This window comes from Azospirillum sp. HJ39, assembly GCF_041507355.1.
Lineage (GTDB): Bacteria > Pseudomonadota > Alphaproteobacteria > Azospirillales > Azospirillaceae > Azospirillum > Azospirillum thiophilum.
Window position 1 is genome coordinate 1629515 of the sequence record NZ_CP167911.1, and the last position, 21967, is coordinate 1651481.

Annotated in this window: 22 protein-coding genes; 4 read left to right on the top strand and 18 right to left on the bottom strand. The window is 67.4% G+C overall.

What is annotated here, in order from left to right; all coding sequences use genetic code 11:
• Window positions 1-14 precede the first annotated feature (14 nt).
• From hfq to ABMY26_RS20975, 8 genes are all read right to left on the bottom strand, one after another.
• Complete coding sequence (gene hfq, locus ABMY26_RS20940; protein ID WP_012974114.1) at window positions 15-263, bottom strand: RNA chaperone Hfq; 249 nt, start codon at window positions 261-263, stop codon at window positions 15-17.
• A 63-nt stretch (window positions 264-326) separates the two neighbouring features.
• Window positions 327-1055: an HAD family hydrolase gene (locus ABMY26_RS20945; protein WP_372396594.1), complete on the bottom strand. Its 729-nt coding sequence runs from the start codon at window positions 1053-1055 to the stop codon at window positions 327-329.
• A 53-nt stretch (window positions 1056-1108) separates the two neighbouring features.
• The gene (locus ABMY26_RS20950; RefSeq protein ID WP_372396595.1) at window positions 1109-2509 is read right to left on the bottom strand and encodes a sigma-54-dependent transcriptional regulator; all 1401 of its coding nucleotides are present in this window, start codon (window positions 2507-2509) and stop codon (window positions 1109-1111) included.
• The gene (locus ABMY26_RS20955; RefSeq protein WP_372396596.1) at window positions 2499-4829 is read right to left on the bottom strand and encodes an ATP-binding protein; all 2331 of its coding nucleotides are present in this window, start codon (window positions 4827-4829) and stop codon (window positions 2499-2501) included. Before ABMY26_RS20955 ends, ABMY26_RS20950 begins: the two co-directional genes overlap by 11 nt.
• A gap of 194 nt (window positions 4830-5023) precedes the next feature.
• Window positions 5024-6469 carry a nitrogen regulation protein NR(I) gene (gene ntrC, locus ABMY26_RS20960; protein ID WP_045580096.1) on the bottom strand — a complete coding sequence of 482 codons (1446 nt, stop codon included), beginning with the start codon at window positions 6467-6469 and terminating at the stop codon, window positions 5024-5026.
• Window positions 6469-7701: a nitrogen regulation protein NR(II) gene (locus ABMY26_RS20965; RefSeq protein WP_372396597.1), complete on the bottom strand. Its 1233-nt coding sequence runs from the start codon at window positions 7699-7701 to the stop codon at window positions 6469-6471. The genes ntrC and ABMY26_RS20965 overlap by 1 nt, the downstream gene beginning before the upstream one ends.
• Window positions 7701-8687, bottom strand: coding sequence for a tRNA dihydrouridine synthase DusB (dusB, locus tag ABMY26_RS20970; protein WP_372396598.1), 987 nt, complete (start codon window positions 8685-8687; stop codon window positions 7701-7703). The genes ABMY26_RS20965 and dusB overlap by 1 nt, the downstream gene beginning before the upstream one ends.
• A gap of 224 nt (window positions 8688-8911) precedes the next feature.
• Window positions 8912-9742 carry an inner membrane protein YpjD gene (locus ABMY26_RS20975; protein WP_045580093.1) on the bottom strand — a complete coding sequence of 277 codons (831 nt, stop codon included), beginning with the start codon at window positions 9740-9742 and terminating at the stop codon, window positions 8912-8914.
• 167 nt (window positions 9743-9909) lie between these two features.
• Here ABMY26_RS20975 and ABMY26_RS20980 point away from each other — a divergent pair, with 167 nt between their 5' ends.
• From ABMY26_RS20980 to ABMY26_RS20990, 3 genes are read left to right on the top strand one after another with little or no spacing between them, the layout of a single operon-like run.
• The gene (locus tag ABMY26_RS20980; RefSeq protein WP_372396599.1) at window positions 9910-11094 is read left to right on the top strand and encodes a bifunctional 2-C-methyl-D-erythritol 4-phosphate cytidylyltransferase/2-C-methyl-D-erythritol 2,4-cyclodiphosphate synthase; all 1185 of its coding nucleotides are present in this window, start codon (window positions 9910-9912) and stop codon (window positions 11092-11094) included.
• Between the two features lie 37 nt (window positions 11095-11131).
• Window positions 11132-11635 (top strand): CinA family protein, encoded by a 504-nt coding sequence (locus ABMY26_RS20985; RefSeq protein ID WP_372396600.1) that lies wholly within the window; start codon window positions 11132-11134, stop codon window positions 11633-11635.
• A gap of 43 nt (window positions 11636-11678) precedes the next feature.
• The gene (locus ABMY26_RS20990; RefSeq protein WP_372396601.1) at window positions 11679-11867 is read left to right on the top strand and encodes a 4-oxalocrotonate tautomerase; all 189 of its coding nucleotides are present in this window, start codon (window positions 11679-11681) and stop codon (window positions 11865-11867) included.
• 31 nt (window positions 11868-11898) lie between these two features.
• Here the strand turns inward: ABMY26_RS20990 and ABMY26_RS20995 are convergent, their stop codons facing one another.
• From ABMY26_RS20995 to ABMY26_RS21035, 9 genes are all read right to left on the bottom strand, one after another.
• Complete coding sequence (locus tag ABMY26_RS20995) at window positions 11899-12354, bottom strand: type II toxin-antitoxin system RatA family toxin (RefSeq protein WP_045580090.1); 456 nt, start codon at window positions 12352-12354, stop codon at window positions 11899-11901.
• Window positions 12355-12389: 35 nt separating this feature from the next.
• Window positions 12390-13346, bottom strand: a complete 957-nt coding sequence (lipA, locus tag ABMY26_RS21000; RefSeq protein WP_372396602.1) for a lipoyl synthase — start codon at window positions 13344-13346, stop codon at window positions 12390-12392.
• Window positions 13347-13410: 64 nt separating this feature from the next.
• Window positions 13411-13896: a DUF29 domain-containing protein gene (locus ABMY26_RS21005; protein ID WP_372396603.1), complete on the bottom strand. Its 486-nt coding sequence runs from the start codon at window positions 13894-13896 to the stop codon at window positions 13411-13413.
• Between the two features lie 43 nt (window positions 13897-13939).
• Window positions 13940-15337 carry a dihydrolipoyl dehydrogenase gene (gene lpdA / locus ABMY26_RS21010; RefSeq protein WP_372396604.1) on the bottom strand — a complete coding sequence of 466 codons (1398 nt, stop codon included), beginning with the start codon at window positions 15335-15337 and terminating at the stop codon, window positions 13940-13942.
• Window positions 15338-15352: 15 nt separating this feature from the next.
• Window positions 15353-15655 (bottom strand): chorismate mutase, encoded by a 303-nt coding sequence (locus tag ABMY26_RS21015; RefSeq protein WP_372396605.1) that lies wholly within the window; start codon window positions 15653-15655, stop codon window positions 15353-15355.
• Between the two features lie 19 nt (window positions 15656-15674).
• Window positions 15675-16991 (bottom strand): pyruvate dehydrogenase complex dihydrolipoamide acetyltransferase, encoded by a 1317-nt coding sequence (locus tag ABMY26_RS21020; RefSeq protein WP_372396606.1) that lies wholly within the window; start codon window positions 16989-16991, stop codon window positions 15675-15677.
• Between the two features lie 16 nt (window positions 16992-17007).
• Window positions 17008-18402 carry a pyruvate dehydrogenase complex E1 component subunit beta gene (locus ABMY26_RS21025; RefSeq protein WP_372396607.1) on the bottom strand — a complete coding sequence of 465 codons (1395 nt, stop codon included), beginning with the start codon at window positions 18400-18402 and terminating at the stop codon, window positions 17008-17010.
• Between the two features lie 120 nt (window positions 18403-18522).
• Window positions 18523-19542: a pyruvate dehydrogenase (acetyl-transferring) E1 component subunit alpha gene (pdhA, locus tag ABMY26_RS21030; RefSeq protein WP_200909754.1), complete on the bottom strand. Its 1020-nt coding sequence runs from the start codon at window positions 19540-19542 to the stop codon at window positions 18523-18525.
• 193 nt (window positions 19543-19735) lie between these two features.
• Window positions 19736-20107: a septum formation initiator family protein gene (locus tag ABMY26_RS21035; RefSeq protein WP_372396608.1), complete on the bottom strand. Its 372-nt coding sequence runs from the start codon at window positions 20105-20107 to the stop codon at window positions 19736-19738.
• 378 nt (window positions 20108-20485) lie between these two features.
• Here ABMY26_RS21035 and ABMY26_RS21040 point away from each other — a divergent pair, with 378 nt between their 5' ends.
• Window positions 20486-20797 carry a hypothetical protein gene (locus ABMY26_RS21040; protein ID WP_372396609.1) on the top strand — a complete coding sequence of 104 codons (312 nt, stop codon included), beginning with the start codon at window positions 20486-20488 and terminating at the stop codon, window positions 20795-20797.
• 25 nt (window positions 20798-20822) lie between these two features.
• On the opposite strand, the gene modC is transcribed toward ABMY26_RS21040, so the two are convergent.
• Complete coding sequence (gene modC / locus ABMY26_RS21045) at window positions 20823-21959, bottom strand: molybdenum ABC transporter ATP-binding protein (protein ID WP_372396610.1); 1137 nt, start codon at window positions 21957-21959, stop codon at window positions 20823-20825.
• Between the last annotated feature and the right edge of the window lie 8 nt (window positions 21960-21967).

Here is a 21967-nt window from a genome sequence, read left to right on the forward strand (position 1 = left end):
CATTGGTCAAGGGATCAGACGCTTTCACCTTCCTTGGGCGGCTCGAAAAGTTGAATGGGATGGGCTGGCATGACCGTCGAGATCGCGTGCTTGTAGACAAGCTGGGAATGCGCGTCGCGCCGCAGAAGTACCGAGAAGTTGTCGAACCAAGTGATGATGCCCTGGAGTTTCACGCCGTTCACGAGAAAGACGGTTACGGGAGTCTTGTTCTTACGGACGTGGTTCAGAAACACGTCCTGCACATTTTGGCTTTTTTCAGACATTTTTCATGCCCCCTTCTTCAATGTTCTTGGGACCCCTTGTCTTCAGGCGGTCCGCTCCCCGTTTCACGGTGTAGGTTTGGTGCGCGCAGGTACCGTCTCGACAGCCGTTTGAAGGGATATGGTATCACCATTGCCGTCAACCAAGCCATACAGGACGCCGTGCAGCGCCGTACAGTCGGTGTGGCGATGGGCGGGGGGAAAACGGTCGAAGCCGCTCCCCTCGCCGAGCCCTATTAGCACCGGAACGAGACCGGCGCCATGGGCGCATTCCATGTCGATGTCGGCGTCGCCGAGAAACCAGACATCCGGCCCGGGTTCGATCCCCGCCGGTTCCAGCGCCATCCGCACCGGGGCAGGATGCGGCTTGTCGAACTCGGCGTCCTGCGCTCCCACCAGCCGGGAGAAATAGCGGGTCCAGCCCAGCGCTTCGGCCTCGGCCCGCAGGAACTTGCCGTTCTTGTTGGACACCACCGCCTGATAGACGCCGCGCTCGTGGAAATGGGCCAGCAGGGCCTCGGCGCCCGGCAGCGGCCGAAGCCCCTCCAGATGATGTTCGGCGAAATAGCCGTAGAAGAGATCGCGCGCGTCGGTCCAGCGCTCGCCGAAGATGCGGGGAAAGCTGTCGCGCAACGACTGCTTGATCCGCTCCCGCGCCTCCTCGGCGGTCCAGGGATCCAGGTCGAACGATACCAGCGCATGGTTCAGCGCCGCGCGCACTGTGTCCCAGTTGCTGACCAGGGTGTTGTCCCAATCATAGAGGACGGCGCGCGGCAAAGAGAAGGAGGAGGGCAAGGAAGAACTCTCGACAGGTTGCCGGAATGACGGACGTTGGCGGTCCACACCACTCACTCGATGAACATCTTCCCCTTCTCGCTGCCATGCACGCCGAGCGACTTCAGCTTGCGGTGCAGGGCGGAACGCTCCATGCCGACGAAGGAGGCGGTGCGCGAGATGTTGCCGCCGAAGCGGGTGACCTGGGCCAGCAGATATTCGCGCTCGAACACCTCCCGCGCCTCGCGCAGCGGCAGGCCCATGATCTCGCCGCCCTTGTCCCACTTCAGCACGGTCGGGGTGATCGCGCCGATTTCCGGCGGCAGGGTGTCGGCGCGGATCGGCTCCTTGGGGTCGCCATGGGCCATGATCAGCAGCCAGTCGACCACGTTGCGGAGCTGGCGCACGTTGCCCGGCCAGTCATAGGCCTGCAGCGCCGCCATCGCGTCCTCGCCGAACTCGCGCACCGGCAGGCCCGACGCCTCGGCGGACCGTTGCATGAAATGGCGGGCCAGGACGGGGATGTCCTCGCGCCGCTCGGCCAGCGACGGCACGCGGATCGGTACCACCGACAGGCGGTAGAACAGATCCTGGCGGAAGCGTCCCTGCTCGATCTCGGCCTGGAGGTCGCGGTTGGAGGTCGCGATCACCCGCACGTCGACCTCGACCCGCTGGCCGCCGCCGACCCGCTCGAACACCTGCTCCTGCAGGGCCCGCACGATCTTGCCCTGGGTTTCCAGCGGCATGTCGGCGACCTCGTCCAGCAGCAGCGTGCCGCCATGGGCCTGCTCGAAGGTGCCGATCTTGCGGCCGGGACCGTCGACGCCGGCCTCGGTGCCGAACAGCTCCATCTCCAGCCGCTCCGGCCGCATGGTGGCGCAGTTCAGCCCGACGAAGGGACCGCCGGCCCGGCGCGAGCGGGCATGGATCAGGCGGGCGACCACCTCCTTGCCGGCGCCGGGCGGGCCGGAGATCAGCACCCGGCTGCCGGTGGGCGCCACCTTGTCGATCGACTGCTTCACCTGGTTGATCGCCGAGGACCGGCCGATCAGTTCGGCGTCGCCGCCGGCGCGCAGCTTCAGTTCCTGGTTCTCGCGCTTCAGCCGGGCCGCCTCGATGGCGCGGTCGACCATCAGCAGCAGCCGGTCCGCCTTGAACGGCTTCTCGATGAAGTCGTAGGCGCCGACCTTGATCGCCTGGACCGCGGTCTCGATGTTGCCATGGCCCGAGATCATGATGACCGGCAGGTTGGCATGGTCCCGCATCAGCTGTTCCAGGATCTGCAGGCCGTCCAGCCGGCTGCCCTGGAGCCAGATGTCGAGCACGACGAGGCTCGGCCGGCGAGCCGCCACCTGGGCGAATGCCTGATCGGCGTCGGCGGCCTCACGGGTCTTGATGCCTTCGTCGTTCAGGATGCCGGCGATCAGCATCCGGATATCAGCTTCGTCGTCGACGACCAGAATGTCATGCGCCATGGGCTTCGTGCCTCATCTCTCCGCCGGTCTCCGCCGGCCTGTCATCGCGTCCGCCCGCGTCCGCCTTCACGTCCGCCACGGCCGCAACCGGGTGTGGAACGACCAGCGTCACCCGCGCCCCGGTCCCGCCTTCGCGGTCCTCCAGGGTCAGCATGCCGCCATGGTCCTCCATGATCTTCTTGACGATGGCGAGCCCCAGGCCGGTGCCCTTGGCCCGCGTCGTCACATAGGGTTCGGTCAGCCGGTCGCGCTGCTCGCCGCCGGGCAGCCCCCTGCCATTGTCCTCGACGGTGACGACGACCCTGTCGCCGTCATCCTCCACCGCAATCGACACCTCACCGGGCGGCAGGTCGCCGCCGCCGGCTGCGGGCGTACGGCCCTCGATGGCGTCGGCGGCGTTCTGCAACAGGTTGGTCAGCGCCTGCGAGATCTGGCGGCTGTCGCAGGCCACCGTCAGCGGTCCGGACGGCAGCTTCGTCTCGAAGCGGATCTTCCCGCTGTGCGCGCTCGATTGCAGGAACACCGCCTGGCGGACCAGATCGTTGATGTTGACCGGCTTCATCACCGGCTGCGGCATCCGCGCGAAGGCGGAGAACTCGTCCACCATGCGGCGGATGTCGTCGACCTGCCGGACGATGGTGTCGGTGCACATGGTGAAGACCTCCGTGTCGCTGGAGATCTCCTTCAGGTACTTGCGGCGCAGCCGCTCGGCCGAGAGCTGGATCGGCGTCAGCGGATTCTTGATCTCGTGCGCGATGCGGCGGGCCACGTCGGCCCATGCTGCCTTGCGCTGCGCCGAGACCAGTTCGGTGATGTCGTCGAAGGTGACGACATAGCCGCGGACGTCGCCGCCGCGCACCTCCGCCGCGATGCGGACCAGCAGGGTCAGCGTCGGCTTGCCCGGCCGGCGGATCTGGATCTGGTCCTGCACGACCCGGCCCGGCCTCTTCGGCGCGTTCTCCAGCAGGTCGCCCATGTCGGGCAGCAGCTCGACCAGCGGCATGCCGACCATCCGGTCGGGATCCTCCTCGTCCAGCAGGCGGGCGGCGGACAGGTTGGGCAGGTTGATGACCCCATCGGCATCCAGCCCGAGCACGCCGGCCGACACGCCGGACAGCACCGTCTCGGTGAAGCGGCGCCGCTCGTCGAGCAGGCGGTTGGTCGACAGCAACTCGCGGCGCTGGCCCTCGATCTCGGTGGTCATCCGGTTGAAGGCGCGCGACAACAGGACGAACTCGTCCTCGCCAGGCGGCTCGGAGACACGGACGGTCAGGTCGCCGGCCCGCACCCGCTCCGCCGCGCCGATCAGCGCGCTGATCGGGCGGACCAGCCGGGTGGCGAAGTTCAGCCCGGCCCATACCGCGGCCAGCAGCAGCAGCATCGCCACCACCAGGAAGATCAGGGTGAAGGTGACCTGGAGGCTGCCGCGCTGGTTCTCCAGCGCCGTGTATTCCTTGACCGCCCCCTCGGCCGAGGCCATGTGCTGCAGCACCCGCGGCTCGACCATGCGGCCGACATAGAGGAAGGTGTCGGAGACCCGGTCCAGGCTGACCAGCGCGCGGACACGGTCGTCGGTCTCCTTGACGATCAGCGCGACCTCGCCGTTGCGGGCCTGCTGGACCTTCTCCTCCGGGATCGGCTCGAACTCCAGGGTGAAGGTGTAGCCGGCGCGAGCGACGATGGCGCCGGTGGTGCCGTTGAAGACGATGGCTTCCGACAGGGTGCGCAGCATCGCCTGGGTGGCGACGACCTGCTCGAACCGCTCGGGATCGCTGGAAAAACGCGCCTCCTGCGACAGGTCGTTGGCCATCGCCAGCGCGTCGGCGCGGATGTTCTGCTGATGCTCGTGCAGATAGGCGCTGGCGACCACCAGGGATTCGTTCACCGCGGTGCGCACCCGCTCGCTGAACCAGCTCTGCACGCCGACATAGAAGAACAGGGTCGAGAAGACCGCCATGATGATGGCCGGCGCCACCGCCAGCAGGCTGAACACCAGCACCAGCCGGCTATGCAGCCGCGACCCCGCCAGCCCGCGGCGCCGCCCGATCAGGATCGCCACGATGCGCCGGGCGATCAGCACGCCGAGTGTCAGCAGGATGGCAAGGTCGAGTGTCAGCAGCAGCGTAACGGTGCGCGGGTTCGCCTGTCCGAAGGGCGCGCTTTCGGTCATCGCCGCATAGGTGGCGAATCCGGCGGCAAGTGCGGCCAGCGACAGGGCAAATGCCAGCCGCTTGCCCAGGCCGACCCGCCGGGACCATAGGAAAATCTTCTGCCAAACCGGCACGAGGCCGGGCGGTGCGTTGTCGGAAATCGAGGGCATGGTCCGGCGTTGATCTGTTGCCGGAAAGATACACCTCTGTTGCGGCTCTGCCAAGCCGCAATGGCTCTGCCTTTCGGACAGGGACCGCTATGCCGGCTGTTGGAGACGGTATGCACAGCGGCCTGCCACCCGTCCGCGCCTAGGCTGTGTCACAATTTTGGCACGGACGGGTCGCAGGCGGGTCGATGCCGCCGCTATTTGATCCCGCGCATCACCTGGATGTCGAGATCGCGGATCTTCTTGCGCAGGGTGTTGCGGTTCAGACCCAGCAGTTGCGCCGCCTTGATCTGGTTGCCGCGGGTCGCCGACAGGCTGAGCGAGATCAGCGGCCGCTCGATCTCGCGCAGCACCCGGTCATAGAGGCCGTTGGACGGCATGCCGTCCTTGTGCGCGGCGAAATAGTCGCGCAGGTGCCGCTCGACGGCCGAGGACAGCCCCTCGCTCTGCGGTTCCTCCACCGGTTGGGCAGCGGGGGCGGCGTCGGCCAGCTCGGCCTCGATCACGTCCAGCCCGATGACCTCCTGCGAATAGAGCGCAGCCAGCCGGCGGACGAGGTTTTCCAGCTCGCGGACATTGCCGGGCCAGCGATAGCGCTTCAGCCGGTCCATCGCCGCCTGGTCGATGCTCTTGGCCGGAAGCCCCTGGTTGATGCCGATGTTGAGGAAATGGCGGACCAGCAGCGGGATGTCCTCCGTCCGCTCGCGCAGCGGCGGCAGGCGGATCGGCACCACGCACAGCCGGTAGAACAGATCCTCGCGGAAAAGGCCCTGGCGGATCAGGGTGCGCAGGTCGCGGTGGGTGGCGGCGATGATGCGCACGTCGGTCTTGATCGCGGTGCGGCCGCCGACCGTGGTGTATTCGCCCTCCTGCAGCACGCGCAACAGCCGGGTCTGGGCATCCAGCGGCATGTCGCCGATCTCGTCCAGGAACAGGGTGCCACCCTGCGCCTGCTCGAACCGGCCGGTCGACCGGTTGGTGGCGCCGGTGAAGGCGCCCTTCTCATGGCCGAACAGTTCGGATTCGATCAGTTCGCGCGGGATGGCCGCCATGTTGATGGCGACGAAGGCGCCGTTGCGCCGCTTGCCGTAATCGTGCAGCGCGCGCGCCACCAGTTCCTTGCCGGTGCCGGACTCGCCGGTGATCATCACCGTCAGGTCTGTCCCCATCAGGCGGGCCAGCACGCGGTAGATTTCCTGCATCGCCGGCGACCGGCCGATCAGGGGAAGCTGTTCCTCGCTCTCCTGATCGCCGCCGGGCATCGCCGCCGGCGGATTGTTGGCGTTCAGCGCCCGTTCGACGACCGACACCAGCTCCTTCAGGTCGAAGGGCTTGGGCAGGTACTCGAAGGCCCCGCGTTCCGCCGCCTTGACCGCGGTGATCAGCGTGTTCTGCGCGCTCATCACGATGACGCGCAGTTCGGGCCGCAGCTTCTTGATGCGCGGGATCAGGTCCAGGCCGTTTTCGTCGGGCATCACCACGTCGGTGATGACCAGATCCCCCTGCCCGTCGGCCACCCAGCGCCACAGCGTCGAGGCGTTGCCGGTGGTGCGCACCTCGTGTCCGAGGCGGGCCAGCGCTTGCGTCAGGACGGTGCGGATGGCGCGGTCGTCATCCGCGATGAGAATGGTCGCCGCGCTCATCAACGATTCCCCCGGCCGCCTCTGGTCTGCGGGCCGGCGTCGAAGATCGCCCGGTCCTCGGAGGTCTTGGCGTCCTCGGAAATCTTCGGGTCGTCGAACTTGGAATCATCATACATCGGCAGCGACACCTTGAAGACAGTCCGGCGAGGCTGGCTGTCGAACTCTATGGTTCCGCCATGGTCGCCTATGAGTTTCGCCACCAATGCAAGACCAAGGCCAGTCCCGTTGACCTTGCTGGTCACGAAGGGATCGAACAGGTTCGACTGCAGGTCTTCCGGAATCCCGTCGCCATTATCCTGCACGGTCACCAGCAGCGGCAGGTGCCGGCGCACATCGCCACCCGGCAGCGCCATCCGCACCCCATGCTGATAGGAGGTGGTCAGCGTGATCTCACCGCCTGTTTCCGGTGCAGCCTCTGCCGCATTTTTAACCAGATTCAGGAAAACCTGCACAAGTTGGTCGCGATTGCCGTAAACGGGAGGCAGCGACGGGTCGTAGCGCTCGACAAAGCGTATTTTTCGGGCAAAGCCGCTCTGGGCGACCTTTCGGACATGCTCGAGCACGGTGTGGATGTTCACGGCGGCGCGCTCCAGCGGCCGCTCGTCGGAGAACACCTCCATCCGGTTGACCAGCGCCACGATGCGGTCGGCCTCGTCGCAGATCAGGCGGGTCAGCATGCGGTCCTGGTCGCTGGCATTCTCCTCCAGCAACTGGGCGGCGCCGCGGATGCCCGACAGCGGATTCTTCACCTCGTGCGCCAACATCGCCGCCATGGCGGTGACCGAGCGCGCAGCGTGCCGGTGGGTCAGAGAATGGTCGATCTTGCGGGCCAGCGACCGTTCATGGATGGTCAGCACCACATGGTCGGCCGGGTCGCCCATGGTCGCCACCTGGACCGTCACATGGTGCGGGCCGATGCGCGGCGTGTCGATGATGACGGCATCCTGCGACACGCGCCGGCTGCCGCGGCGAACCTGCTCGATCAGGCCCATCACCGGGCTGTCGGGCGGGAGCAGGTCGGGCAGCGGCATGCCCTCCATCGCGTTGGCGGACAGGTCGAAGAATTCCTGGCCCTCCAGGTTGACGAAACGGATTTCACCGTTTCCATCGACCACGAGCACCGGATCGGGCAGGCTGTTCAGCACCACCAGGGACTCCAGCCGGGGCGACCGCGCAGCGGCTGACCGGGTCCGGCCGCGCTGGGTCCGGGCGGTCATGGGAACGGGTTCCATCAGGCGGCCATCCTTTCGATTGCCGGTTCGTAGAAGGCACGGATGCAGGCACGCACCGCGTCGGGATCGCCCAGCCGGTTGACCTCCTGCCGGAACTCGTTGGAGCCGCGCAGGCCGGTCGAATACCAGGAGACATGCTTGCGCGCGACCTTGATGCCGCCGTCGCTGCCGTAATGGCTCAGCATGCCGTCGAAATGCTCCAGCAGGATGTCCATCCGCTCGTGCAGCGGCGGGTCGGGCAGCCTCTCCCCGGTGCGCAGGTAATGCATGACCTGCGACGGGAACCAGGGCCGGCCATAGCTGCCGCGGCCGATCATCACGCCGTCGGCGCCGGATTCGGTGCGCGCACGGTCCACAGCCTCGAAGCTGTCGATGTCGCCGTTCACCACCACGGGGATCGACACCGCCTCCTTCACAGGACGGACGGCGGTCCAATCGGCGGTGCCGGTGTAGAACTGCATGCGGGTGCGGCCATGGACCGTCACCATCCGGATGCCGGCCTCCTCGGCGATCCGGGCGAGCCGCGGGGCGTTGAGGTTGGTCTCGTCCCAACCCAGGCGCATCTTCAGCGTCACCGGGATGCGGACGGCCTTCGCCACCGCCTCCAGGATGCGGCCGGCCAGCGCCTCGTCCCGCATCAGCGACGAGCCGGCATGGCCGTTGACCACCTTCTTGACCGGGCAGCCGAAATTGATGTCGACGATTGCGGCGCCGCGGTCCTCGTTCAGCTTCGCCGCCTCCGCCATCACCTCGGGCTCGCAGCCGGCGAGCTGGACGGCCATCGGGAACTCTTCCGGCTCGGTCTCCACCATGCGCAGGGTCTGGCGGTTCTCGCGGATCATCGCTTGGCTGGCGATCATCTCCGACACCACGAGGCCGCAGCCGGCGCGCTTCACCAGACGGCGGAACGGCAGGTCGGACACGCCCGACATGGGCGCCAGGATCACCGGTCCGGCGAGCGTGATTGGGCCGATTTGTATGGTCATTCTCACCTGCCCGATTGATGGGCAAAACAACAAAGTGCCAACATTTTAAGCAAGTTATCACGCTGATGCGGCGGTGTGCAAGCGCGAAGCCCTGCGCGCGGCGCCCGGGAAGGCCAAATCCGGCGGAACCCCGGCCCTTGCCGCCAATTCAAGCCGCAGCATGACCAATTCTTCGTCAACCAGCGCCTTCGGTTCGTCCCCGTCCCCTTGCGCCTTCCCCCCTGTCACCCCCAGCTCCATTGCCCGATCAGCACGTTGGAGACGAATTTGACGCCGGGATAGGCGAGCGTCGCCAGCAGATAGACGATCAGCATGGTCCGCGCCGCAGTCTTCCCCCGCACGCCGGTCCGGTATTCCGCCAGCAGCAGGATGCCGATCACCACGAAGGTCGCGACCGACAGCAGGCTCTTGTGATCGGTGCGGAACAGCCGCCCCTGCTCGAAGAACAGCACCGCCATGCCGGTGGCGAGGCCGGCACCCAGCACCACCTCCGACGCGATCAGCAGCCGCAGTTGCAGCCGCTCGCTCTCCGCCACCGGTGGCAGGAAGCGGCTGAGCGGCGTCGGCCGCTTGGTCTTCAGCGCCCGCGTCTGCAGCACGGCGGCAAGCGAGGCGACCGCGCTCAGCGTCAGCAGGGCATAGGTGAAGACCGACACCGCAATGTGCAGGTCGATCCATACGCCGGGCGCGTTGCCGCGCAGGACCGGGGCCGGCGCATCCTCCGTCAGGGTGGCGAACAGGCAGACCACCAGCAGATAGGGCAGCAGCAGCGGCGCCAGCCGCCATGCGGTGCGGTGGAACAGGCTGAGGCCGATGAACAGCATCATGCAGGCGGCGGTCGTCACCCACAGGGCGGTGGAGAATCCGGTCTGCCATTGTCCGGCGACCTGGAGGATCGCCCACATGCCCGGGCCTGCGGCGGCGAGCAGCAGGGCTCCCCAGAAGGACCAGCCGCGCCCCTCCCCTCCCTGCCCCGCGATGCGGCGATAGGGATAGAAGGCCGCCGGCAACAGGGCCACCAGCGCCGTCAGGCTCAAAAGGATGTTTTGCGACATGGACCCGAACGCGCTCCCGTCTTCCCGCCACGTCATGCCGGCCGCAGCCTTGCGGGGGGCATCGTCCCCGGCAAAACGGCAAGGCTCGGCACTTGGCGGAACCACGGCGACAGGCTAGGCTCCGCGACGTTTCCGTCAAGTGGCTATCATATCTTACGGTTTGTCCCATGCCCACCTGCATCGCGCCCACCTGCATCGCCCTGATCGTCGCCGGCGGCTCCGGCCAGCGGTTCGGAGCCGAACGGCCGAAGCAGTATCTCGACCTCGCCGGCAAGCCGGTGCTGCGCCGGACGGTGGAGGCCTTCCTGAACCATCCGCAGGTCGGCGGCGTGCGCGTGGTGATCGATCCGGCATGGCGCGACGCCTATGACGCCGCCGTCGCCGGCCTCGGCCTGCCCGATCCGGTGGCCGGTGGTTCCTGTCGCCAGGACTCGGTGCGCAACGGGCTGGAGGCGCTGGCATCCGCAGGTGCTCCCGATCTCGTGCTGATCCACGACGCCGCCCGCCCGCTGATCGACGAAGCGACCATCGGCGCGGTGATCGCGGCGCTGGAGACGGCGCCGGGTGCCATCGCCGCGGTGCCGGTGGCCGACACCCTCAAGCGCGGGGCCAAGCGTGAGGCCGAATCCGTCATAACCGGCACGGTCGACCGCGACGGGCTGTGGCGGGCCCAGACCCCGCAGGGCTTCCGCTTCCCCGCCATTCTGGAGGCCCACCGTGCCGCCGCCGGCCTGTCGCTGACCGACGATGCCGCGGTGGCCGAACGCGCCGGGCTGGCCGTCGCCCTGGTGCCGTCCAAGGAGGATAATTTCAAGGTGACCACCCCCGACGATCTGGCCCGCGCCAACCGCGCGCTCATGAGCACTCTGTGGGATGTGCGGACCGGCAGCGGCTTCGACGTCCACCGCTTCACCGACGGCGATTTCGTCACGCTCTGCGGCCTGCGGGTACCGCACAGCCATGGGCTGGAGGGGCATTCGGACGCCGATGTCGGGCTGCATGCGCTGACCGACGCGATCCTCGGCGCGCTTGCCGCCGGCGACATCGGCAGCCATTTCCCGCCGACCGATCCACGCTGGCGCGGGGCCGACAGCGCCCAGTTCCTGCGCCACGCCGCCGATCTGGTGGCGGAGCGCGGCGGCGTCATCGCCCATGCCGACGTCACCATCATCTGCGAGCGGCCCAAGGTCGGGCCGCACCGCGCCGCGATGGCCGAGCGCATCGCCCAAATACTGGGCATCGAAACCGGGCGGGTCGGCGTGAAGGCCACCACCACCGAACAGCTCGGATTCACCGGCCGGCGCGAGGGCATCGCAGCGCAAGCCGTGGCGACCATCCGGCTTCCCGGCTAAGCTCCAACTCCACCGACGAAAACCGGGAGAGGCCGTCATGTTTCCCGACACCATCCGCGAACTCGCCGCCCAGACGCTGGCTGAATACGGCCTTGCCGGCTACATGCTGGCGACCGCCGAATCCTGCACCGGCGGGCTGATCGCCGGGGCGCTGACCGACATCGCCGGTTCCTCCAAGGTGGTGGACCGCGGTTTCGTCACCTACACCAACATCGCCAAGACCGAGCTGCTGGGCGTGCCTGCTAGCCTGCTGCATGCCCATGGCGCCGTCAGCCCGGAGGTGGCCGTCGCCATGGCGGTGGGCGCGCTGTCGCGGTCGCGGGCCGACGTGACGGTTGCGGTGACCGGGATCGCCGGACCCGGCGGGGCAACGGAGACCAAGCCGGTGGGCCGGGTCTATGTCGCCACCGCGGTGCGCGGCGGCTCGGCCAAGGCCAAGGAATACACCTTCCCCGGCGACCGCGACGCCGTGCGGATGGCGACCGTCCAGGCGGCGCTGGAGCGGCTGCGGCTGGCCCGGCCCACGACGAGCCTGCGCTGAAGACCTCCCGCCAAGACCTTCACTGAGAACAGGAAAACCCGCGATGCCGACCATCAACATCCAGCTTTTCGAAGGCCGCACCGTCGAACAGAAGCGCGCCTATGCCAAGGCGCTGACCGAGACGACCGTGGCGGTGCTCGGCTGCCCGCCGTCGGCGGTGGAGATCATTTTCCAGGACGTGAAGAAGAGCGATTGGGCCAGCGGCGGCGAGTTGTGGTCCGACAAGACCTGATCGGCCACAATCACCGGAACCGGCCAGGGCGTCACGCCGACTGCGTCGCCCCGGCCGGCCCGTAGAGCTGCGCGGCGCGCGTTTCGAAGGCCTGCACCATCCGGCGCACCGCCTCGTTGAACAGCAGCCCCATGATCTTCTGCAGCATCTTCGAGCGGAACTCGAAATCGACGAAGAAGTCGACGCAGCAGCCGCCGGGATGGTCGTTGAAGATCCAGTGGTTGTTCAGGTACTGGAACGGCCCGTCGGTATACTGCACATTGATGCGGCTGCCGGGTTCATCCAGCTCCACCCGCGAGGTGAAGCGTTCGCGGACCATCTTGAATCCGATGATCAGATCCGCGAACATCACCTCCCCTTCGCGCTTGCGGATCCGGGCCGCCAGGCACCAGGGCAGAAACTCCGGATACTTCTCCACATCGGCGACCAGGTCGTACATTTGCCGGGGCGTGTAGGGAAGAACCTTCTTTTCCGCGTGCGTCGGCATGCCCTTACCACATCCTTGTCAGTGAACCGCCCGCATCAGGCGGCCGCGATCCCCAGCTTGCGCAGCCGGGCCTCGCGCAGCTTCTCGAAATCCGCACCCGCATGGTAGGACGAGCGCGTCAGCGGCGACGACGCCACCAGCAGGAAGCCCTTGCCGCGGCCGACGGTGGTATAACCGTCGAACTCCTCGGGAGTCACGAAGCGATCCACCGCCGCATGCTTGGGCGTCGGCTGGAGATACTGCCCGATCGTCAGAAAGTCCACATCGGCGGAGCGCAGATCGTCCATCACCTGCCCGATCTCCTCCTTCGTCTCGCCCAGACCGACCATCAGGCCGGACTTGGTGAAGATCGTCGGGTCCAGTTCCTTCACCCGCGCCAGCAGCTGCAGCGAGGCGAAGTAGCGCGCACCCGGCCGGATGGTCGGGTAGAGCCGCGGCGCCGTCTCCAGGTTGTGGTTGAACACGTCGGGCTTCGACTCGACCACGATCTCGACCGCGCCCTTCTTCTTCTGGAAGTCGGGGGTCAGGATCTCGATGGTGGTGGTGGGCGACGCGGCGCGCACGGCACGGATGGTGCGGGCGAAATGCTGCGCCCCGCCATCCTCGAGGTCGTCGCGGTCGACCGAGGTGATGACGACGTGGGACAGCTTCAGCTTGCCGACCGCCTCGGCCACATTGTCCGGCTCATGCGGGTCGAGCCGGTCCGGGCGGCCGGTCTCGACATTGCAAAAGGCGCAGCCGCGGGTGCAGATCGACCCCAGGATCATGAAGGTCGCGTGCTTGTGCTTCCAGCACTCCCCGATGTTGGGGCAGGCAGCCTCTTCGCAGACGGTGTTCAGCTTCAGCCCGCGCATCAGCTGGCGGGTTTCATTGTATTCCTGGCTCATCGGCGCCTTGACCCGGATCCAGGCCGGTTTGCGCTGGATGGGGTTGTCGGGCTTGTGGGCCTTTTCGGGGTGGCGCAGCTTCTCGGTCTGGTCGACGAGGGTCATGGTCTAAAGCTCCCGACGGCCGACGCGATGCCCCGGCCCCGACTTGTAGATGCGATGAGGATGGTCAAACCCGCCATTCCGGCGGAAACAGCTCGGCCGGATAGGCCGGATCGAGCGCCTGGTCAAGCGTGAAAGGCGGCTCGGCCGGGAAATGGCCGTCCGGGGTATCCGCCTCGTCGGCGGCATCCAGCCGGGCCTTTCGGTAGGTCTTGTCGAACACTGCGGCGATGTAGGGCCGCAAGCTGGGACTGGCGGCGATCTCATCCACCAGCCGGTCACGCTGCTCGCGGATCGTTCGCCGCCAGCCGCGTTCGCACCGCTCACGCAGGTCCGGGCAGAACAGCCACTTCAGCAGATGGGTCAGCAGAACCCGCAAGCGGCTGTCGATCTCGGATTTCTGGCTGCGGCCCATGCCTTCGATCTCCTCGGCGACGTTCTCCCAGTCGACCGGGGCATTGTTCCGCTCGGCGCCGGCACGGCGAAGTTCCTGCGCCTGGGCTTGCGTCCAGGCGTAGAAATCCTCGTCATACGCGGCGCTGCTGCGGTCCATGGCTCCGGCCGATCGGGAAAAACGTCACCTCGGAAAATCCTAGTTAAAAGTGGATCGCCCGGCCATAGGCATCAAGGACCGACTCATGCATCATTTCCGACAGGGTGGGATGCGGGAACACCGTGTGCATCAGCTCGGCCTCGGTGAGCTCCGAGGTCTTGGCGATGCCGTAGCCCTGGATCAGCTCAGTCACTTCCGCACCGATCATGTGGGCGCCCAGCATCTCGCCGGTCTTGGCGTCGAAGATGGTCTTGATCAGGCCTTCCGGCTCGCCGAGCGCGATCGCCTTGCCGTTGCCGACGAAGGGGAAGCGGCCGACCTTGACCTCGTAGCCGGCCTCCTTGGCCTTCTTCTCCGTCAGGCCGACCGAGGCCACCTGCGGGTGCGAATAGGTGCAGCCCGGGATGTTGCGGACGTCCAGCGCATGCGGGTGCTTGCCGGCGATGTGCTCGGCGACGATCACGCCCTCGTGGCTGGCCTTGTGGGCGAGCCAGGGGGCGCCGGTCACGTCGCCGATGGCGTAGACGCCCGGCTCGTCGGTCTGGCACATGCCGTTGGTCTGGATGTGGCCGCGGTCCATCTTGACCTTGGTGTTCTCCAGCCCGAGATTCTCGGTGTTGGGGCTGATGCCGACGGCGACGATGACGCGGTCGACCGTGATGTCCTCGGTCTTGCCGCCGGCCTCGACGGCCACGGTGACGCTGTCGGCGGCCTTGCGCAGGTTACCGGCCTTGCCGCCGGTGATGATGCGCATGCCCTGCTTCTCGAAGGCCTTGCGGGCCATGCCGGAGATCTCCTCATCCTCAACCGGAAGGATGCGGTCCATCACCTCGACCACGGTGACCTTGGCGCCGAGCGCATTGTAGAAGCTGGCGAACTCGATGCCGATGGCGCCCGAGCCGATGACCAGCAGCGACTTCGGCATGCGGTCCGGCGTCATCGCCTTGCGGTAGGTCCAGACCAGCTTGCCATCGTCCTCCAGCCCCGGCAGCGTGCGGGCGCGGGCGCCGGTGGCGATGATGATGTGCTTGGCGCCGAAGGTGCCGACCGGGGCCTCGCCCTTGGTCACCGCCACCGTGCCCTTGCCGGCCAGTTTGGCGGAACCCTCGATCACCGCGACCTTGTTCTTCTTCAGCAGATGCTTGACGCCGCCGTTCAGCTGGCCGGCGACCTTGCGCGACCGGGCGACGACCTTGTCGAGGTCGAAGGACGGGTTCTGGATGACGAGGCCGTAGTCGGCCGCGTGCTTGGCGAGATGCAGCACCTCGGCCGAGCGCAGCAGCGCCTTGGTCGGGATGCAGCCCCAGTTCAGGCAGATGCCGCCCAGGTTTTCACGCTCGATGACCGCGGTGTGCAGGCCGAGCTGGGCGGCGCGGATCGCCGCCACATAGCCGCCCGGCCCGCCGCCGATGACGATGACGTCGTAATTCATGTCGGCCAAGGGTGTTCTCCCCATTCAGGAGCGAGGCGTTTCCCCGCGGCCGGCGGCAAAGATGCCATCCTCGACCCGGCACGCCTCGTCGATGATCGTCTGGTACAGGGTGGCCATGAAGTCCGGATCGAGGCCATAAGCCAGGCCCGCCCCGGCCGCCCGCCGTTTCACCGCTTCGACGCGGTCGGGCAGGACGGCCGGCAGGCCCTCCGCCATCTTCACCGCAGCGACGCGGTGGACGACGGACAGGCGCTTGCCCAGCAGCGCGACGATCTCGTCGTCGATGGCGTCGATCTCGGCGCGGAGCGGGGCAAGGCTTTTGGACAAGATCCGGTTCCTTCGGTCGTCAGAGCAGCATCGAGAGCGGATCCTCGAGCAGCTTCTTCACCGCCGCAAGGAATTCCGCACCGACCGCGCCGTCGGCGACGCGATGGTCGAAGGTGCCGGTCAGGCTCATCACCGTGGCGATGGCCAGCGCGCCGTCCTTGACCACCGGGCGCTGCTCGCTGGCGCCGACCGCCAGGATGCAGGCCTGCGGCGGGTTGATGATCGCCGCGAACTGCTTCACCCCCATCATGCCCAGGTTGGAGATGGAGATGGTGCCGCCCTGATACTCTTCCGGCTTCAGCGCGTTGTCGCGCGCCTTCTTGGCCAACGCCTTCATCTCGTTGGAGATGTCGGCCAGACCCTTGGTTTCCGCCTTCTTGACGATCGGCGTGATCAGGCCGGTCGGGGTCGCCACGGCGACCGACACGTCGGCATCCTTGAACTGCAGCATCGCCTCGTCGGTCCAGGCGGCGTTCAGCGCCGGCACCTTCTTCAGCGCCAGGGCGACCGCCCGGATGATGAAGTCGTTGACCGACAGCTTGTAGGCGTCGGACCGGCCGTTCAGATCGGCGCGGATCTTCATCAGCGCGTCGATCTCGACATCCACCGTCAGGTAATAGTCGGGAACGGTGCGCTTCACCTCGCCCAGGCGCTTGGCGATGGTCTTGCGCATGCCGCTGTTGGGTACGGCGGTGTAGGCCATGCCCAGCTTGTCGGCCAGCGCCTTGGCGTCGACGCCCTCGGCCGGCTTGGCCGCCGGAGCGGGTGCCGCGGCGGGAGCGGCCGGGGCGGCGGCCAGAGCCGGAGCGGCGGCGGCCGGCTTGGCCGGGCCTGCGGCCTTGGCTGCCTCGACGTCGGCCTTGACGATGCGGCCGTGCGGGCCGCTGCCCTTGACCGACTTCAGGTCGACGCCGGCCTGTTCGGCGATGCGGCGGGCCAGCGGGCTGGCGAACACGCGCGCGCCGCCGGCAGCGGCCGGAGCCGGTGCGGCGGCGGCCGGAGCAGCAGCGGCAGGCGCCGGGGCGGCGGCCGGAGCCGGAGCAGCAGCCGGGGCGGGAGCGGAACCGGCAGAGGCCAGCGCGCTCTCGTCCTCGCCCTCTTCCAGCAGGATGGCGATCGGGGTATTCACCGCGACGCCCTGGCTGCCGGCCGGGATCAGGATCTTGCCGATGCGGCCTTCATCGACCGCTTCGACTTCCATGGTGGCCTTGTCGGTTTCGATCTCGGCGAGCACGTCGCCGGACTTCACCGTATCGCCTTCCTTCTTCAGCCACTTGGCGAGGTTGCCCTCGGTCATCGTGGGCGAGAGGGCGGGCATCAGAATCTGAACGGTCATCCTATCAGCCCTCCTCTCAACGGTAGCAGGCTTGCTTGGCGGCCTTGACGATGTCGGCGATCTGCGGCAGCGCCATCTTTTCCAGGTTGGCGGCGTAGGGCATCGGCACGTCCAGGCCGGCCACGCGGGCAACCGGCGCGTCGAGATAGTCGAATGCCTGTTCCATCATCAGCGCGCACATCTCCGACCCGATGCCGGCGAAGGGCCAGCCCTCCTCGACGGAGACGAGCCGGTTGGTCTTCTTGACGCTGTTGACGATGGTCGCAGTGTCGAGCGGACGGATCGAGCGCAGGTTGATGACCTCCGCGTCGATGCCTTCCTTCGCCAGTTCCTCGGCGGCGGCCAGCGCATGGCCGACCATGATCGAGAAGGCGGTGATCGTCACGTCCTTGCCCTGACGCTCGATCTTGGCCTTGCCGATCGGCAGCACGAACTCCTCGTCCTCCGGAACCTCGAAGCTCTGGCCATAGAGAATCTCGTTCTCCAGGAAGACCACCGGGTTCGGATCGCGGATCGCCGCCTTCAGCAGGCCCTTGGCATCGGCCGCCGACCAGGGCGAGACGACCTTCAGGCCCGGGCAGTGGGCGTACCAGGAGGCGTAGCACTGCGAATGCTGGGCGCCCACGCGGGCGGCGGCGCCGTTCGGGCCGCGGAAGACGATCGGGCTGCCCATCTGGCCGCCGGACATGTAGAGCGTCTTGGCGGCGGAGTTGATGATGTGGTCGATCGCCTGCATGGCGAAGTTGAAGGTCATGAACTCGACGATCGGCTTCAGCCCCTTGAAGGAGGCGCCGACGCCCAGACCGGCGAAGCCGATCTCGGTGATGGGCGTGTCGATGACGCGGCGCTCGCCGAACTCCTGCAGCAGGCCCTGGGTCACCTTGTAGGCGCCCTGGTACTGCGCGACCTCCTCGCCCATGACGAAGACCTTGTCGTCACGGCGCATCTCTTCGGCCATCGCGTCGCGCAGGGCCTCGCGCACCGTCTTCTTCACGGTCTTGGCGAAGAATTTGTCCTCGTCCGACTCCGGAGCCGCGACCGGGGCGGCCGGCACGGTCGGCGCCGGGGCGGTAGCCGGGGCCGCTTCGGCGGCGGGCGCCGGAGCCGGGTTGGCCGGAGCGGCGGCGGCCGGGGCGTTGCCGCCCTTGGACAGCGCGCTCTCGTCCTCGCCCTCTTCCAGCAGGATGGCGATGGGGGTGTTCACCGCGACATTGTCGGTGCCTTCCGGCACCAGGATCTTGCCGACGCGGCCTTCATCGACCGCTTCGACTTCCATGGTGGCCTTGTCGGTCTCGATCTCGGCGAGCACGTCGCCGGACTTAACCGCGTCGCCTTCCTTCTTGACCCATTTCGCCAGCTTGCCCTCGGTCATGGTGGGCGACAGGGCCGGCATCAGCACTTCGATCGGCATTCCTCAACCTCCGGCGGCGCGGGGGATAACCGGGTGCCACTCCCTTTCGGGGGCAACCCGTTCCGGCCGGCGCCGCTCCTGCTTATCGTTGACGTCAGGACCAGACGGTGGATTCGACGATCAGGTCTCGACCAGGATGTCGGTCCACAGCTCCGACGGATCGGGCTCGGGGCTCTGCTGCGCGAACTCGGCCGATTCGGTGACGATCGCCTTCACCGCGCGATCGATCTCCTTCAGCTTGTCCTCGTCGGCATGGCCGCCGGCCAGCAGCTTGGACTTCAGCTGGTCGATGGGATCGGACTCCGACCGCATCTTCTCGACCTCTTCCTTCGTCCGGTACTTGGCCGGATCGGACATGGAGTGGCCGCGGTAGCGGTAGGTCTTCATCTCCAGGATGACCGGGCCGTTGCCGTCGCGGATGTGCTTCACCCACTGGTCGGCGGCGGCCTTCACCTCGAGCACATCCATCCCGTTGACCTGATAGCCGGGGATGCCGTAGGCGGCGCCGCGCTGGTGCAGCTCGCCGGCCGAGGCGCGCTCCTGCGAGGTGCCCATGGCATACTTGTTGTTCTCGATGACGAACAGCACCGGCAGCTTCCACAGCGCCGCCATGTTGAAGCTCTCGTACACCTGGCCCTGGTTGATGGCGCCGTCGCCGCAATAGACCGCGGACACGCCGCCGTCGTTGAGGTACTTGTGCGCGAAGGCCAGGCCGGTGCCGAGCGGAACCTGGCCGCCGACGATGCCATGGCCGCCGTAGAAGTTCTTCTCGCGGCTGAACATGTGCATCGAGCCGCCCTTGCCCTTGGAGTAGCCTCCGCGGCGCCCGGTCAGCTCGGCCATCACGCCCTTGGCGTCCATGCCGCAGGCCAGCATGTGGCCATGGTCACGGTAGCTGGTGATGACGGTGTCGCCCTCGTTCAGCGCGGCCTGCACGCCGACCACGACGGCTTCCTGGCCGATGTAGAGATGGCAGAAGCCGCCGATCAGGCCCATGCCGTAGAGCTGGCCCGCCTTCTCCTCGAAGCGGCGGATCAGCAGCATCTCGCGGTAGTAATGAAGAAGCTCTTCGGATGAGACGGCTTGAGCGGGCGCGGTGTCGGTCAGCGCCTTGGTCGGACGGCGTCGGGACGCGGCCATGATTCCTCCCCAGGGTTCATGCGGCAACGGCCTTGAAGCAGCCGGTGCCGCCACGCGTTGCGGGCATGCGAAAGCCCGCACCGGAAGCGAATATGGCGCGCACAGTACACGAGCTTGAATGCTCGCGCAAATGTCTGTTTTTGCAGCGCTATTTTCGATTAACCGGTTTTCGGTTAATCGGCTGATTCAACCCTTACTTCTGCATGGCCGCCCCTTCCGGCTCGGCCAGTTTGGGAAGCTTGACGATGACGTCGCGCGGGTTGGAGAAGTTCAGCATCAGCCGCGCCCGCTCCTCCAGCATGTCGCGGTCCAGCCCGTCGCCGCGCAGCAGCTGGGCGCGGCGCTCCATCTCCTCCCGCTCGGTGCGGAGCTGGTTGAGGACCACTTCGGCCTGGGCGATCTCTCCCTGGATCTGCTTCATCGCCACCAGCCCGCGGTCGCCATGGATCGCGTAGTAGGCGAAATAGGCAACCACGCAGGCACACAGCGCCGGCATGATGGCCTGGCGGATCGCGCTCTTGGCGGCGCGGGCGATAACGTCGGTGAAGTCTGCGATCATCGTCATGGTCCGCCGATGGAATCACAGCGGCTTTCCATGGGTCAAACGAAAAAGATGGAACAAGCAAGTCGCAAAAGTATCGTGATCTTTGCGCAACCCAGTAATGGGCATCGATCGCGCAGGCGCCACATGTTTTCGGAACGTTTCGTGAATCTTTATTCCGCCATCATCCCGGCTCCATCCCGGCCCAATCCGGCTCGAAGCGCCGAAATCCGGCCGTCCGCCCGGTATAGTGCCAATGGCTCATGGAATGAAATCCAAGGCAGCGTGTTCTGACCCTCACGGCGTTACCGGAACCTCGACGGGTTCGCACAGCGTCCTCGGGGGCGGTGTACCACTGCATTCCACGGGTGACGCCGCCCAATGGCTGAGGAGACACATGCCATGCGCAGCAAGTTTCTGATCGCGGCCCTGCCTGCCCTTCTCCTGGGTCTGGCGGCCTGCGACGACCAGAACGCCCAGAACTCCAACGCGGCGAACCAGACGAGCCCGACCACCGGCAGCGGCTCCAGCACCGAATCGACCACGGTTCCGCCACCCTCCCCTGGCGTTCCGATGAATGGCGGCACCTCGGGCAATTCGATGAACGAAACCACCGGCTCCACCACCACTGTGCCGGGCGGCTCGACCGCCGGCGGATCGGCCGGCGGCGGCGCCAACAGCGGAGCGGCTCCCACGCCGTCGGGCGGCCAGTAGCAGCCCTGTTGCAGCCGGGGCCGCGTCAGACGTCGACGACGCGGCCCCGCCCGCCGTTCACCGCCCCGCCATTCGCTACCCCGCCGGTCCCCGGTTCGAAGGCGATGCCCTTGACCAGCGCCACCACCGGGCGGCCGGGCGCAAGTTCGAGTTCACGCACCGCCGCACGGGTGATGCGCGCGATCAGGAAGGAGCCGCCCACCGCAAGCCGCACGTCGGCCGACGACGGCCCGGCCTCCGCCACCTCGACCACCTCGGCGGCGAGCGCGTTGCGCACGCTGACCCCGGCCGGCGGCTGCAGCGCGACGATGACGTCGCGTGCGTGGATGTGCAGGCGCACGGCCATTCCCGGCGCCCGGTCGATCCGCGGCACGGTCAGCCGCCCGCCGTCGAAGGCCAGCACGGTCAGCCCGTCCCCCTCGACATGACGCTCGACGGTCAGGTCCAGCACGGCGCCGGCATCCTGCGCGCCCGTGACCGCGGACAGGTCGAGCCGGCCCATCACCGTGCCGACCGGGCCGACGGCGCGCACCCTGCCCTCGCCGATCAGCACCATCGTCGTGGCGAGCCGAACCACCTCGTCCAGCGCGTGGCTGACCATGACGATGGGGATGTTCATCTCGTCGCGCAGCCGCTCGATGTAGGGCATGATCTCCGCCTTGCGGGCGGCGTCGAGCGAGGCCATCGGCTCGTCCATCAGCAGCAGGCGCGGCTGCGCCAGCAGGGCGCGGCCGAAGGCGACGCGCTGCTTCTCGCCGCCGGACAGGCCGCGCGGCCGGCGGTCCAGCAGGTGGCCCAGCCCCAGCAGGTCGACCACCGGGGCGAAGGCGATGCGCCGCTCGGCGGCGGGCACCCGGCGCAGGCCGAATTCCAGATTGCTGCGCACGGTCATGTGCGGGAACAGCCGCGCATCCTGGAAGACGTAGCCGATGCGCCGCTTCTCCACCGGGACGTCGATGCGCCGGGCGCTGTCGAAGAAGACGGTGTCGCCGATGCGGATATGCCCCGCATCCGGCCGGGTCAGCCCGGCGATGGCGTTGATGACCGTGGTCTTGCCCGAGCCCGAGCGGCCGAACAGCGCGGTGACCCCGCTTTCCTCGGCGGTGAAGGCGACGTCGAGCGTGAAGGCGCCCAGCGTCTGGCGAATCGACAGGTCCAGCATGGTCAGCC